Origin of the sequence: Tannerella forsythia, from assembly GCF_001006485.1 — a bacterium.
GTDB classification, from domain to species: domain Bacteria; phylum Bacteroidota; class Bacteroidia; order Bacteroidales; family Tannerellaceae; genus Tannerella; species Tannerella forsythia.
Window position 1 is genome coordinate 84,021 of the sequence record NZ_JUET01000101.1, and the last position, 15,252, is coordinate 99,272.

At 51.4% G+C, this 15,252-nt stretch carries 10 protein-coding genes; 2 read left to right on the plus strand and 8 right to left on the minus strand.

What is annotated here, in order from left to right:
* The first annotated feature begins 154 nt into the window (after positions 1 to 154).
* Positions 155 to 1,693 (plus strand): YifB family Mg chelatase-like AAA ATPase, encoded by a 1,539-nt coding sequence (locus Tanf_RS09990; RefSeq protein WP_041591161.1) that lies wholly within the window; start codon positions 155 to 157, stop codon positions 1,691 to 1,693.
* 53 nt (positions 1,694 to 1,746) lie between these two features.
* Here the strand turns inward: Tanf_RS09990 and corA are convergent, their stop codons facing one another.
* Complete coding sequence (corA, locus tag Tanf_RS09995; RefSeq protein ID WP_014224751.1) at positions 1,747 to 2,694, minus strand: magnesium/cobalt transporter CorA; 948 nt, start codon at positions 2,692 to 2,694, stop codon at positions 1,747 to 1,749.
* A gap of 4 nt (positions 2,695 to 2,698) precedes the next feature.
* The gene (rsmA, locus tag Tanf_RS10000) at positions 2,699 to 3,514 is read right to left on the minus strand and encodes a 16S rRNA (adenine(1518)-N(6)/adenine(1519)-N(6))-dimethyltransferase RsmA (protein WP_014224750.1); all 816 of its coding nucleotides are present in this window, start codon (positions 3,512 to 3,514) and stop codon (positions 2,699 to 2,701) included.
* Between the two features lie 175 nt (positions 3,515 to 3,689).
* On the opposite strand from rsmA, the gene Tanf_RS10005 reads away from it, so the two are divergent.
* The gene (locus tag Tanf_RS10005; protein WP_014224749.1) at positions 3,690 to 4,709 is read left to right on the plus strand and encodes a lysylphosphatidylglycerol synthase transmembrane domain-containing protein; all 1,020 of its coding nucleotides are present in this window, start codon (positions 3,690 to 3,692) and stop codon (positions 4,707 to 4,709) included.
* A 15-nt stretch (positions 4,710 to 4,724) separates the two neighbouring features.
* Here the strand turns inward: Tanf_RS10005 and xerD are convergent, their stop codons facing one another.
* The 6 genes from xerD to Tanf_RS10035 form a co-directional block, all read right to left on the minus strand.
* Entirely contained in the window at positions 4,725 to 5,630 is a 906-nt protein-coding gene (xerD, locus tag Tanf_RS10010) for a site-specific tyrosine recombinase XerD (protein WP_014224748.1), read from the minus strand.
* A 178-nt stretch (positions 5,631 to 5,808) separates the two neighbouring features.
* A complete protein-coding gene (locus Tanf_RS10015; RefSeq protein WP_236684427.1) occupies positions 5,809 to 7,848 on the minus strand; it encodes an alpha-galactosidase in 2,040 nt (679 codons plus the stop codon).
* A gap of 2 nt (positions 7,849 to 7,850) precedes the next feature.
* Entirely contained in the window at positions 7,851 to 9,110 is a 1,260-nt protein-coding gene (locus Tanf_RS10020) for a purple acid phosphatase family protein (RefSeq protein ID WP_046825767.1), read from the minus strand.
* A gap of 71 nt (positions 9,111 to 9,181) precedes the next feature.
* Positions 9,182 to 10,729 (minus strand): beta-helix domain-containing protein, encoded by a 1,548-nt coding sequence (locus Tanf_RS10025; RefSeq protein WP_046825768.1) that lies wholly within the window; start codon positions 10,727 to 10,729, stop codon positions 9,182 to 9,184.
* Between the two features lie 37 nt (positions 10,730 to 10,766).
* The gene (locus Tanf_RS10030) at positions 10,767 to 12,368 is read right to left on the minus strand and encodes a beta-helix domain-containing protein (RefSeq protein WP_074451746.1); all 1,602 of its coding nucleotides are present in this window, start codon (positions 12,366 to 12,368) and stop codon (positions 10,767 to 10,769) included.
* Between the two features lie 41 nt (positions 12,369 to 12,409).
* The gene (locus Tanf_RS10035; protein WP_046825770.1) at positions 12,410 to 15,238 is read right to left on the minus strand and encodes a TonB-dependent receptor; all 2,829 of its coding nucleotides are present in this window, start codon (positions 15,236 to 15,238) and stop codon (positions 12,410 to 12,412) included.
* Positions 15,239 to 15,252: the final 14 nt, after the last annotated feature.

Sequence of the window (15,252 nt, forward strand, 5' to 3'; positions counted from 1 at the left end):
TTTCCAACTTTCGGCAAAGATACGGTTTAACATCCATATGCCATAGAAGATATTTCCGGACACTTCGTCTTTCGTTTTATTTGTAAATTCGAACAAAATCATTTAGCTTTGCATGTATGATTTGTATATTGCAGTTAACGAAACGAATACGCCTATGTTAGTAAAAACGTATGCCGCCGCCGTACATGGGATATCGGCCACGCTGATCACCATCGAAGTGAATTGTACGAAAGGGATTCAGTTCTTTCTCGTCGGTCTTCCCGATGTGGCCGTGCGTGAGAGCCATGAGCGCATCGTCTCTGCCTTGCAGGTAAACGGTTATGCGTTTCCGCGCAGCCGTATTGTCATCAATATGGCACCGGCCGACATCCGGAAGGAAGGTTCGGCCTACGACCTTCCATTAGCGATCGGGATTCTTGCGGCTGCAGGCACCTTGAGTGACGAGTGCCTGAGCCGATTCATGCTGATGGGCGAACTTTCGCTCGACGGCAGCCTGCAACCGATCAAAGGGGCATTGCCCATTGCTCTCAAGGCGCATGAAGAAGGCTTTAAAGGACTGATCCTTCCAAAACAAAATGCGTGTGAAGCCGCTGTAACCGATGGGTTGGAAGTATATGGCGCGGACAATATCCGTGAAGTCATCGAATTTTTCAGCGGTCAGCGTGAGTTGGAGCGAACGACGGTCGATATGTACGATGATTTTTTTCGCCGGCAGCACGATGACGGAACGGATTTTTCGGATGTACGCGGGCAGGAGAATGTCAAGCGTGCACTTGAGGTGGCCGCTGCAGGAGGGCATAACCTGATCATGATCGGTCCGCCGGGTAGTGGCAAGTCGATGCTTGCCAAGCGTCTACCCTCTATTCTTCCACCTCTCACGCTGCAAGAAGCGCTGGAGACGACGAAAATTCATTCCGTAGCCGGGAAAATGGGTGCGAACACAGGATTGCTGGCACGGCGTCCGTTTCGGGCACCACATCACACAATTTCCGACGTAGCTATGGTGGGCGGTGGCACTTTTCCGCAGCCCGGTGAGATTAGCTTGGCGCACAACGGCGTACTTTTTCTCGACGAGTTGCCGGAGTTTAACCGCTGTGTTCTTGAAGTACTTCGTCAGCCGCTTGAAGACCGGCATATCAGCATCTCGCGCGCCCGTTTTGCCGTCGATTATCCGGCCGGCTTTATGCTCGTGGCCTCGATGAACCCCTGTCCGTGCGGATACTATAACCACCCGTCACGGCCGTGTGTCTGCTCGCCGGGGGCTGTGCAGAAATACATGAACCGAATTTCGGGCCCGTTGCTCGACCGCATCGATATACAGGTAGAGATTGTACCTGTGCCGTTTGAAAAGATATCGGAGCAACACCCTTCGGAGTCGAGTGAAGCGGTGCGTAGCCGTGTCATCAGGGCGCGTGAAATACAGAAAAAACGTTTTGCTGGCCATCAGGGTATTTATTGCAATGCGCAGATGAGCACGAAAGATTTGCATCGGTACGCTGTGCCCGACACCGAAAGCCTGGCTCTCCTGAAAAATGCCATGCAACGGCTCAACCTCTCGGCACGCGCGTACGACCGCATCCTAAAAGTATCACGTACCGTCGCCGACCTCGAAGGAGCGGATCGTATAGGATCTCACCATATTGCCGAAGCAATTGGGTATAGAAATTTAGACCGTGAAACATGGGGAACGTAGCGGCCGTATCCATGCTTTCGTAATATATTCCATCGTGGTCTGTCAGTTGTCTCTTACAACCATTTCTTTCGCTTGAAAAACCAGAGAATACCCACGACGCAGAGCACCATCAGGCTCAGTGAAAACCCGTAGCCGTAGCGCCAGTCGAGTTCGGGCATCGTCTTGAAGTTCATCCCGTAGATACTCGCAATCAGTGTGGGAGGCATAAAGATGACGGACACGATCGTAAATATCTTGATGATCTTATTTTGTTGAATGTTCACCAATCCGAGAAAAGTGTCCTGCATATATTCAAGACGCTCGAAACTGAACCGGATATGCTCGAAGAGCGAGTTGATGTCCTTGATCAGGATGCTCATCTTTGCCTTCGCATCGGGCGGAAAGAGCACGCTCTTGATCATATTCGAGCAAATGCGCTGTTTATCCACGATGTTCTCACGGATAATCATCGTTCTTTCCTGCAGGTCTTTGATGGAGATCAGAATCTCGTTATCTACATCTTCTTCCGATTTCAGTTGGCCGCTGAGCTCGGCAATCTCACGGGTCAAATCCTCGATCAGGTCCGCGTCATAATCAACACGCGTTTCGAGCAGTGTCGTCATGACATGATAGCCGGTCGGGTAGTTACGTGAGTTAGCGAATATTTTACGCGTCGTTTCGTTAAACGATGCCAAATCCTGACTGCGTACCGAGACAAGGATATTGTCCTTGACGATGAACGAAACGATCTCCTCATCATAGTCTTTCAACAGGAAACGCGAATTGGCTACAAGCGAGTTTTCCGTTTCCATATATCGGGAACTGATCTCGATCTCTTCCATCTCTTCCTCTTCCTGAATGTAGATTTTGAGAAACTGTTCAAGGCGGCTCTCCGTCTCTTCAGGCATATCGTTCAGGTCGATCCACAGTAAATGATCCATTGGAACCTCTTTCAGAATTTCGATGTCTTTCGACATTTTCAACCGGTTCTCCTCGCGATAAAAAATACGAATTTCCGCCATGATGTTAATGGTTTAAAATTTGTTCTACAATGCCTTTCTTACTTTGCAGGTACGTGTCCGTCATTTTCGTGAGCCGGACGAAATCGTCAATGCCAAGCTGTTCCGGCCGCCTGTCAAAGATGGCATCGGCATAGCACGGATAATCTTTACCCAGCAGAGGCTTCATGGAATTGCGCAGCGTTTTGCGACGCTGATTGAATGACGTTTTCACGACCTTTTTATAGAGCGCTTCATCACATCCCAAATCCGTACGGTTGTTCCGTGTCATTCGTATGACAGCACTCTTAACCTTGGGCGGCGGATCGAAGACCTGCTCGCTCACCGTGAAGAGATATTCCACATCGTACCACGGCCCGATCAGCGCACTCAATATACCGTACGTCTTACGTCCGGGCGAAGCCGCTAACCTTTCGGCCACCTCTTTCTGAATCATTCCCGAACAGCACGCCACGCGGTCGCGATGTTCCAAGACCTTGAAAAATATCTGGCTCGAAATATAGTACGGATAATTGCCGATGACGCAGAAAGGAGAGTCGTAAAGACGCTCGAGGTGCATGGCGAGGAAATCCCCGCGGATAATGCGTCCGTTGAGTGCCGAAAAATGTGTGCGAAGGTAATCGATCGAGGCATGATCGATCTCGACGACCGTCAGATCATGACCCGCACCAAGCAGGAACTGAGTGAGTACACCCGTGCCCGGTCCTACCTCCAGAACGGGTAAGCCGCGATATGCCGCCAGCGTTTCTGCGATACGCTGCGCAATCCCGAGGTCTTTGAGGAAGTGTTGCCCCAAAGATTTTTTCGGCCGGATAATCGTCATCTGTTCCCAATTTTTTTGTTTTTTTATGAAGTCGCCGCAAAGATAGCAAAAAAAAGCTCGTTTTTTCTTCGGAGAGGTAAAAAATTCTACTTGATAAGGGCGGGAGGTTCGGATAACATGTTTTGACAAACTCCGGGGATTGCACTATCTTTGCCCTCCAAAAGAACGATTTTTTATGGACTTCAGGCCGATTATCAACAAAACAGTCAAAATCATATTGCCTCTTTTATTGGGTATTCTGTTGTTATGGTTTCTTTACAGGGAGCAGGATTTCGGGAAGATGATGAACGTGATCAGGCAAGGCGTACGTTACGATATTATTTTGTTTTCGCTCATCTTTGGATTGAGTGCCAATGTAGTACGTGGTTTTCGATGGGGGATGCTCATTGATTCGCTGGGCAAGCGTGTGCGACGCCGTAATGTCGTTTTTGCCGTACTGGGCAACTATGCCGTCAATATGGTTTTGCCGCGTGTGGGTGAGATCTGGCGCTGCGGAGTCACCTCGAAGTACGAAAACGTACCTTTTACGAAGCTGCTCGGCACTCTCTTTGTCGATCGTATGATGGATACGTTTATGGTGGGATTGTTGACGCTTTGCCTATGTGTCTTCAATATCGGCTTTTTTCGTCATTTCTTTGCCGAAAATCCACCGACAATGATTGCTACGCTTTATTGGCTGATCAACCTGCCGTGGACGTATGTCGGATTGGCGGTGTTTGGAGGCGGTATTTGGTTCGTTTTTGTAAAGATGAAGCATCTGACGATCGTTCGTAAAGCGACGGAAATGCTTAAAAACGTATGGGAAGGCATCCGGAGTCTTTGGAGAATGGAGCATAAAATACAGTTTACGGTTCAGACCTTTGCCATCTGGATAGGATATTTCCTGTATTTCTACATCACCTTTTTTGCGTTCGATTTCACGCGTGATCTGGGAGTCCGTATCGGATTGATCGCGTTTGCCATGAGCAGCCTCGGCGTAGCTGTGCCGGTGCAGGGAGGAATCGGGGTGTGGCATTTTATGGTGATCTCGACATTTGTGGCTTTCGGGGTTAATGAGACGGATGCGGCCGCGTTTGCGTTAGTGGTCTTCACCGTTCAGACAGCATGGGTCGCACTGACAGGGTTGTTTGGCATCTTTGCCTTGCCGTTTTCGAACCACGAAGATAATAAATTGTCGGAGACGGCGCCCGAATAACAAGGCATCCGCTTCTCACGTTTTATTTCGCGGATGATGCTTGACGATCTCACGACGTAGCGATTCGCGGTCGATGTGCGTGTACAGTTCCGTCGTCGTGATTTTTTCATGGCCCAGCATCAATTGAATGGCACGTAGATTTGCCCCTCCTTCAAGCAGATGGGTGGCAAACGAATGGCGGAAGGTGTGGGGGCTGATTGTCTTATGAATGCCGGCCGCTTCGGCCTGTGTCCGGATGATATGGAAGACCATCATGCGGGTCAGCCTGGCACCGTGTCGATTCAGAAACAGGGTATCTTCATAACCCTTCTTGACAATCATCTCATTGCGATCGTAGAGGTATTTTCGGATCTCGTTCAAAGCTGTCTCCGAGATGGGGACGAGGCGCTGCTTGCTACCTTTTCCTTCTACTCGGATAAATTGCTCATCGAAATAAACATCCGAATAATTCAGGCCGATCAGCTCCGAGACACGCAGCCCGCAGCTGTAGAGCACCTCTAACATGGCACGATTGCGTTGTCCGGTAGGAGTCGACAGATCGACGGAATCAATCAGTCGGTTGATTTCGCCGAGGGTGAGTGTTTCCGGCAGCTTCATCCCGATTTTGGGCGCTTCGAGCAACTCGGTCGGGTCGCGGCTCAAGTAATCTTCGAGCACGAGGAAGCGGTAGAACGACTTGATGCCGGAGATGATGCGCGCTTGTGAACGTGTGGAGATGCCAAGGTCATATAGCTGTGCGACGAACTGCTGCAAGTCAGCATACTCGATCTGTAAAATCGGCCGTTGCTCTTCGTCTGCGAACCGAAACAATTTCTTCAGGTCGTCTAAATACGCTTCTACCGTATTCTCCGACAGCCCTCTTTCAAGGCGTAAATACGTCTTGTATTTCTCTACCGGGTCGTTTTTCTGATGACGGTTCATGTTGAGAATCTCGAAAAAAAAGCACTACTTTTGTGCGTTGAAGAACGACAAAGATAGCATATTTGGGTAAAAAACGAGGTGTGAAAAATATTCAAATCATCAATGGGCCTAAAGGGTCCGGAAACACGGACCACAAAAACGACCTTGGACTCGATCGAGTTTAAGGCCGGCGAGCGCATCACTCGAAATAGCCCCAAATGAAGCCGAACGGCTTGGGATAGTTCACCTTTACCGTATGGGTATTGACGTGAATTACTTCGCCTTCACCGGCCAGCTTCACAAAACGCTTTCCTCCGATCGCGGCGGGCGATACATCGTATCTTCCTTCCGGCAGCAGCGTGTGCTCTCGGAATAAAAGCACGTAGATCCGATGGCCGGAGGTGCTCACAAAGCCGGGAAAACTATATCCGTCAGGCTCCTCTCCTACCGAACGGATAATACCCTTCTGCATCCGGCCTCTTTCCGACTGCCAGAGGCGAATCAGTCGGGAGACCTCAAAAGCTTCGGCCGGCAGGCCTGTCGCTTCCATCCAGGCGAGCGGTTGTCCCATCATGGTGATGGCAAAGAGATAGTCGAAAGGTACCTCCATCGGCTTCAGAGGATCATCTGGCGGATATCGGTTCTCATTGCGCCATTTATTGAGCCATTCCACCTGAATCCGTTGCACGGGAACATATTTGGCCAGAGACCAGATGTTTCGGAGGGTCAAGTGAGGGTAATAGTTTCCCCAGTCAGTATACCGGTTTTCAAGGAAGATGTTTCCGAAGCGATGAAAGTAGAAAAAGCCTCCCCGCTTTCCTGCCGTCACATCCATATTGAACTGCAAACGGTTACCGCTCTCCTCCTGAGCTTCGCTCAGCATTCGATGCACGCGGCTCTCCGAGAGGCGGTCTCCGATTTCCACTCCGTCGATTTTTATCCAGGATATTCCGTGCTTGCGATGCAAATCGAGCAGGATATTCCGGTCACGCTCCCATGCGGCATACCGGTCGTTCTTGGAAGGGTTGAACCAAAGCCCCAGCGATATGCCCAACGAATCGGCTTTCTCTTTCACTTTCTTCAGTCCATGCGGAAAGCGCGTGCTATTTACCTCCCAATCCGACGCCTGCCAGTCGTCCCATAGAAAGTTGATTTTTTCGGCCGAGTTTTTCGACAGGCCTTGTTGCCATCCGTCGTCAATCTGATAGTGGGTAATGCCCAGAGCGGCAGCCGCTCCCAATTCATTGAGGATAAACGATTCGTTGATGCGGCTGTCCTTGTTGCGATCGCCCCAGGTGTTCATGGTCAACGTATTGTCGCGATGAGGGAGGTATTTGTGAACCGCCAGCTCGTATTTTTTATACCTATCGAGCGCTTCCTCTTCGCTAGCGGCATACATCACCGAGAATAGGGGATACGCCTCTTGTCGGCAGGTATCGCACCCGTCGGAAAAGTCGAACCCAGGCGAATGCACCTTGAAGCCGGTGAAATCGGTGCTGAAATCGAAGCCTGCGTAAGCGGACTGCGCTTCCTGCAACGGCGCCATCTTTACGGCCAGATGCACCTCGTCGCTTCGCCCATTGCGGTTGGCCAGCAAAATCGACCCTCTGTAATATTGAGGTTTGCGGTAGGGAAGCTCGCTGCTTGACCGGACGATGTTGGTATGGTGGTCGGTCGCTTCGCGGAAAGAGACGACTCGGACACCAAAATGCGGCACGGAGAAAGGCATGAAAAAGTAGTGCGGCCGGTCGCCTTGCAATCGTTCGGAATGTTCGACCGGATCGGAATCAGCCGAAGAAGTAACAGGGAACAAGCTGTTCTTCCCTTTCATGGAAAGCCGCCATTCAATCCCCGGGCAATCATCGTAGATACACAGGCTGCGCGTCAGTTCATACTCTTTGAAAGCGGCGTGCAGGTCTATCCGCGTATATGCCGAACGCCTTTCGGTGGCCTCCGACCGGCTGATTTGCCACGATGTGGCGACGGGGCTGTCGCTGTCGCTGCTCCTGTCGGAGGGGGCTGCGGGAAACAGGTCACTCGCTGTCCGTGACAACGACCTTGCCCGTAAAAGCCGCAGCATTCCTTTATCCCAGAGATAGACCTGTTCACTTACGCCGTCGGTTACACAAAGGGTTTTTTCATCGAGCCACTTAAAGGAACAATCGGCTTGTGCCGTGAGGGTTAGAGGTAGAACGATACAACAGACGACGAAGGCGAGAAGGTTCTTTCCGGCGCACATACTCATTTACGGATTTCAAATTCGTCCAACAGATGATCGGTCTCGCTGTACGCTTTGTAAACGATCTTATCTTTTGTGATTTCGATGTATTGATACGAACTGACGTTGGGAACGGCCACGTCCATCCACGGCTGCGTTTCCAAATCGTAGAATTTATTTCCGGTTACCGTAACGGTAAATACGGGATGCGACGGATGGGTCCGGCTTTTGTTGCGTTCGGGCAACCCACCTCGCGCATAGGTATGGTCGTGCCCTTGCAAGACCAGTCCGATCTTGTCGCGGTACTTCTCAATCACCGGCAGCCAGTTCTCTTGCAATCCCTTGTTGATGCGGTTCCGGGCCCCCGAAAATACGGGATGATGCCACACGAGTACCGTCCAGTCCTGTGTGGTCTCGTTCAACACCGAATCGAGCCATCGCCCCTGTTCGTCGAGCTTCTCGTTCGAATTTAACACGATAAAGCGGACAAAGCCGAAATCGAGGTAGAACGGGCCTGCATCCCACGTGTAGGAGAATGGGAAAGTGGAAGTCCAATAGGCGGAGAGCTGTACTTTCCGACCGTTTAAGTCTTTCAGATATTCGTGGTTGCCCGGTGTGGCGATCACCGGCATGGAGGTGTTCACATCGTCGGTCGCCGTATGCCATTCGGTCCATTCGTAATCGTTGTTGGCATGATTGATGAGGTCGCCGATGTATACTGCGAGCTTTGCCCGGTCGAATTTTCGAATCGCCTGTTTGTAAATTTTTGCCGCATGATTGTAGATGCCGTTTTGCGTATCGCCGAAATAAAGCAGGCTTATCGTATCGGTGAAATGTTCATGTTTGTAAGTATGCCAGGCACTCCACTGCGGAGAGTTTCCCACTCTGTATTTATAGATGTTGCCGGGGAACAGGTTGCGGAGAACCGCCTTGTGGTAGTGCATCGGATAGTCTTTGTATCGAACGACGCTGAAAGTGCTCTCTATCCGTTCGCGGCGATCTTTGGGGAAGGTGATCGAGTCGCCGGGGATGATTTCTATCGTTCCGCTTTTTACGGTGGTATCGGTTCTCCACGTAACGGCGATCTCCTTCGCCCCGGCCGATAAAGGAACGAGCGTGATCCGGTCGGGCAGTGACGACGGAACATAGCGTAACAGGGGCGTTTGAGGTTCGGAACTTTCCTTATCCCATTTAGCCTGCAATTCGGGCGATACCTCTTGTGCCGTCAACCGGCAGCTTCCTGTCAGAAGTAGGAAGATAAAAAAGAGATGACCTGTTTTCATTTTTCTTGTCTTTCATCGGGCAGATACCTGCTCCTTTGTGAAGAAACAGGCATCTGTCGGAGATTGTTCTTTTATCTGATGGTTCCATCGGGATTTTTCACCCAACCTTTTGTCCAGTCCTCCGCAGCATTCTTCACCGCTCCCGCAAATTCGGCCGCCGAAAAGAACGCGTCTAACGAAGCGGGATTGAATGTGCTCTTCGGTTCGGTATCGGGGACAAAGTCTTTGACACCGATCCCTCCGATGGGTTTGAGCGTATAGTTCCCTTCTTCCAGCTTGGTCGCATTATTATGGAACGGATTGGAGGCAATGGTCCCATCGGCATTGAAAGTGCCGGCAAACGCTTTGGCCAGATCGCGGAACGGGTCTTTGGGTACGTTGAACACATAGGAATAGGCAAATACTGCCGAACCGTTGAGGTCGGTTATTTTTACTTCTTCGGCAACTCTGATGCCTCTTCTCGGGAATTCGGCAATAACCGAATTGTATACTTTCGGGGTGGAACTGCCTCTCATCCGCATGCCGTGTGTATTCTTTTTTGTTTCGGCGCCGGGGCCCAACAGGGTAACGTTCGATACGACGGGGGAAGCCTTTTCACGGATGGTGAAATCGTCGTTTTCCTTGAAGTATTGTGAGTTGACGGAGAGGAGGAACTGCATCTTTCCGGCGTATTTGTCTCCCAACCGGTAAGAACCGCCTTCGCAGTCGGTAGCTACGATGTATTTCAACCGGGCTTTTCCGTCGGTAATCATGACGCCTTCGCCGGACGACCGGTACACCTGCACATGATCGATTTGGGTCGCTTCGCTTACGTTTGCAAGCCGAAAAGAACGTTCGCCGGCATACTCTATCCGCACATAGCTCACTTTTCCGTTCGAGAAGGCGGACTCCGGACCGCTCAGGCGGAACTCCGACCAGTCTCCGCTCTTGACTGGCTCTGCGGGTGTCAGCGTTTTGGAGCTGGTAAATACGACGGGAGCCGAAGCCGTACCGACGATATCCGCCTCGCCCTGAATCTCGATCTTGACGGGTGACGCCGCATTCGCATTCATGTACACATGTACGCCTTCTTCGATTTTCAGCTTCGAGCCGGCTTCGAAGGTAAGCGCATAAGGAACAAAGTAGTTTCGTTTTTTGATCAGGGTAATTTCGCTGCCCGAAGGTACGATGCCGTCGGTTCCGACATTCAAGCTGTACAGTTCGGTTTCACCAACCTTAATCTTCTGATAAAGAGTCGTTTTGATTACAAACGGAATCTCTTTGCTGTCGACGTCGTTGGTGTTGCTGAGGATAAAGCCGTATCGGAGCATTTCTCCTTCTTTCAGGCTATTAGGCAACGCCTCCGTGGTATATACAAACTGGGTTGCCGTAGGATGTACCGGAAACTCCTTGAGGAATCCTCCGTTCTTCGTAACAACTACCGATTTGGCTCCTCCGTCTCCTTCCAGAGCGAGAGAGATCTTTACCGTTTCTCCCGGTGCCAGATCGATGGAATCGGCGCCTGTTATCGCAATCTTGGGGGTAGCGAGCTGAGGCTTGTCGTCTTTGCAGGATGTGCCGCCGATAATCGCTGCCAGAAACAGTGCAGCCATTATCCATTCATGTCTTTTTGGTTTCATTGTACATACTGTTTTATCGTTAATAAATTCATATCGGTTATCTGAAGGAACCGTCCTTATTTTTAAACCACGAACCGCCGGCCGTCCAGTCGTTCTTCGGATCTACCGCGCCGATATAGGAGGCGCTCGTAAACCAGCTGCTCATGGCCGCAGGATTGTAGGGACTAGGTTCGATTCCCGTAAAATCGTCGATGGAGATGCCTCCGACGGGCGTCTCTTTCAGATTGTAGCGATTGCTTTTAAAAAAATAGTCTTTTGCCTCCTGCTCCCAGTTGGCCAAGTTGTCGTAAGAGCGCATATTGTCGATAAGCATGCTGCTTCCCAGCGACTCGATGGGGAGATCTTCCACACGTACGGCATCGCTCGGAAATTGCGTAACGATGGCATTATGCAGAAGCCCCTGCGCTCCCGTTCTGATTCTTATGCCGCGCCGCGTGCCGTGATCGCCACCTTCGGCGTATCCGTTGCCGATAAGCGTAAGATTGCTGAGCTTAAACGTGGTGCGCGGCTCTTTTTCGTAGAACGAGTCGTCGTTCCGGAATTCGATACTGCGCGCCTGATTCCAGTAATTGACGGGGATAAGCGTGGCCTTGATGCCGGTTTGGAACAGCCAGAACTGACCGTTGCCCTGCCATCCTTCGTCGGCCCAGATGCCATAACCGCCGTGTTGGATGCCGGAGATGTATTTTAAAGAGACTCTTCCGCCCCGCATCCGGAACGCGTTGTTGTGACATTCGAACACCTGCACGTATTCGAGCTTCGTGCCGCTCCCCACTCCAAATAGTTGCAAGGCGTGATATTGTTTCTTCCCGGCGTATTCGATCCGAACGAAGCGCAAGCGTCCCGAGTTATCGGAAACGTGGGTACCTCCGTACCTGAATCCGTCGCGCAGCACCGTCTTCCCTGCATTCGTAGGAGCGTTCCCGTGAATCGATACGCCTCCCCAGTCTCCGCGGACGGGATTTCCCGACAGCGTTTTATCGCTTGTGAAAACAATCGGTTCGGTGCGTGTGCCTTCGGCCACGATTTTACCTCCCCGCATCACGGAAAGCAGGCTGAGTTTATCGCTGTTCGAGAACGTGCGGAAATAGACCGTCGTGCCCGGATCGATTGTGAGCGTCGCCCCCTGGTCTACACTTACAATGCTGTCGACCAGCCATTTCTCCTTTTTCGTGAGCGTAAGGTCTTTGTTGATTCTTCCGTAAATCTTCCGAAACGTGTGGCCACCCCGGACAAAATCGACGATCCTGAACGGCTCGTCCACTCGTATGATTACCGCGGGAGAAGAAACGGTCCGTCCTCTCCGGTCTTCCATCCTGAAAATGAGCCTGACTTCATCGCCCGTTCGGGCGTTCTTCGCCACACGGTAGGTGTAGGCGTATCGGTGCGTGAACCGTTCTTCGGTCTCCAGCGTTTCTATAACCGACTCGTTGGCGAGCACTTCGAGCTTCTTTATTCCGGCCAACGACTGGGAGACGATGCTCAGTTCCACCTCGCCCGCAGGCTCCTGAACAATGGCGTTTCCGTTGTAATTTTCAATGACTACCGTTGCTTCGGGGAGCTCGATCTCCTGCTCCCTCTCGCATCCTGCAAGTATCAGCCCAATCATCAAAAAAAAGAATACCCATTTGAATTTCATGTTCTCTGTTTTTTTATGTTTTTCTTTTGTAACCATGCGAATTAAAGTCTGTAAGTAATGCCAAACCGATTCCACCAGCCGAAGTAAGCAAGGCGTGATATCTGATTGCTGTTTCCCTGATACTGACGGGCAGGCGAGTTCGTGATGTTCACAAACTCGGCATAGAGGCTGATTCTCTTCGTGATCTGCTGCGAGAGATTCAGATCCAGTTGAAACCGGTCGTCCTGAATAATATCGTCGTTCTCGTTACTGGCCACCGAATGGATGTACGAGCCGTTGTAGTTGAGGCTGGCCTTGCTGCTGAACCCTTTGTAGTCCCACGAAAGCGAGGCGTTTCCGGTATGCATGGCCTGTCCGGGCAGCCGCATGTTGCTCCGGTCCTGCGTGCTGGCATCGCTTCCGGTGAAGGTATAATTGAGATAGGCGCTCAAACCCTTCATGGCTCCGGGGAGGAAATTGAGCTTACGCATAAAATTAAACTCGAAACCGTAGACCGTCGCTCTTTCGCCGTTCTGCTCCTGGCGGAACTCGAATCCTGCCGTTTGAGGGAAGCCGGGATAGTCTTCGATGAGCGAAGGAATGATTCTCGTGAACTGAAAACGGTTCATATTCTTGTAGAACAGCCCGGCGGAAACGACTCCTCCGCTGCGGTTGTACTTCTCGAACATCAGGTCGATGTTGTTCGACAGCGAAGGTTTCAGGTTGGTGTTGCCGATAAACAGCCGCGCCGCATCGGCATCGTAATTGATAAACGGCACGATATCCACGAAGTTGGGTTTGGCGTAAGAATGGGTATAGGCAAACCGGAAATTGGTGAGCTCATCGAGGCTGTACTTGACGTGCACGCTCGGCAGCAGAAAACCGTAGTTCGTTCCGCCGCTGATGGGAGTCGCTACGATCTTCGTGCCCGACCGCTTCACATCGAACGCACTGTAATTTACATCGTTGTACTCGTACCGCACTCCGGTAATCAACAATATCTTTTTTATCTGAATGCGGTTGATCAGATAGGCGGCGTATACGTTCTCCTTCGCGTTGTAGGTATCGTTCTTCGACAGCCGCTCGGCATCCCACGAGTCGTCCGACTCGGTAAGCAATCGCCGGTGCGAAGCCATATAACGGGTAAACTTTTCTTTATCCACTCTGGGGCCGAACGCATACCTTCCGTTCAGAAACTCCTTGGGTTCGGTGTTTCCGGCAACATGCGCAAAAGCCTCGGCCAGATTTACTTCCTGATTCGGATCGAAGAAAGAGAGCACCCGGTTGTTTCGGTACTTATCGTTCGTTACACTCCTCACCTTTCCTCCGAATTTAAAGACACCCGCATAATCTTTCAGCATGTAGTTTTTCTGAAGATTGAATTTCCCCACGAGATTCGAGGCGTCGGTCGTTCCCATATCTTCTTCGTACCTCCTGAAATTATCGAACAACAGCGGATTTTTGATATTCAACGGGACGATCGGTCTGAACTGAGGCACCTCGGCCAATACCCCCCGCGGATTGTCGGCTACGATGGTTACATCGTTGCGCGCGAAATCGCCCCGGGTACTGGTATGGTCTCGCTTCGAAACGGTATAGAACGTACCCCAATCGAGCGTCCAGCGACCAAACCGGTGGGTCCCTTCGAGGTTGAAGTTGTGGTTCGACTTGATCTCTTTCCAAAGATTTATATCGCGGCGTATTCTTCCGCGTCTCAGGCTGTCGTGCGTAATCCATTCCGACCCGTTTCTGTTGAAATCGAATCGCAGGCGATTGCGCACGTCGTCGTCTTTCCGGTAATTGTACATGTAGTTAAAGACGATTTCGTGATTTTTCACCTTGTAGTCGAGGGTAACGGTCGTGCCTACGCGTGTACGTTTGTTCTCCGTCTTCCGGAACTGAAAATCTTCCGGCATGATGAGGCGTTCGTTCACCATCTCGACCGGTTTCTTGATGCCCGACCAGGAAGCATCCATCCGGTCTTCGGAGTTGTTGTTCCCGTAATAACTTCCGCTGACCAGCACGCCGAAACGTCCCTGCGAGGTGTTCGCGTCGGGGAAGAAGCGCCGGCTGATTTGCAGTTTGCCGATGTAGTTCAGTTTCCCGGAGAGGTCGTTGAATCCCATCCCGAGGTCTCCCTTGACGCGGAGCTTGTCCGATCGCGCGGTCGGGGTTCTCAGGTTGATGTTTCCGCCCACCGCATCGCCGTCCATATCGGCCGTCAATGCTTTGGTGATCTCGATGGAACCGAGCTGGTCTGCCGGAATCAGATCGAGCGATTCGGTTCTCGTTCCGCTCTGCTGTACCGACGCGAGCTGCTCGCCGTTGATGCTGATGTTGGTGAAATGCTGCGGCGTACCGCGTATGGAGACGGTGGAACCCTCGCCTTTGTCGCGGGCGATGTTGATCCCGGGCAGTCGCTGCAATGCCTCCGCCACGTTCTTATCGGGAAACTTTCCGATGAGGTCGGCCGAAACGACGTTCTTGATGTTGTCCGCAGCCCGTTGCTGGTTGAGCGCCCGCTGCTGGCCTTCGAAGCTGCCCACGACCACCACTTCGGCCAACACCTTGTCTGCCGGCGACAAACGAATCGTCATCACCTGATGATGGTCGGCAGGCATGTTCACGGTTTTTTCTTCGGTCTTGTACCCCAGATAGGAAAAGGTAAGCACGGTTTTTCCGCTTTTCAGACCGGTCAAACGGAAATGCCCTTCCAGATCGGTGGCCGTACCGTTGTAATTGGCCTGATCGTACACCGCTGCTCCGGGAAGAGGCTCCTGCGTATCGGCATCGACAACGATCCCCCGTATCTCATAGGTTTGAGCTTGTATCGACATTCCTGCGATCAGAAAGCAAAGGGTCGTAACTGTAAGAAATAAGCGTCTTTCCATTCGTTCTGTTTTTC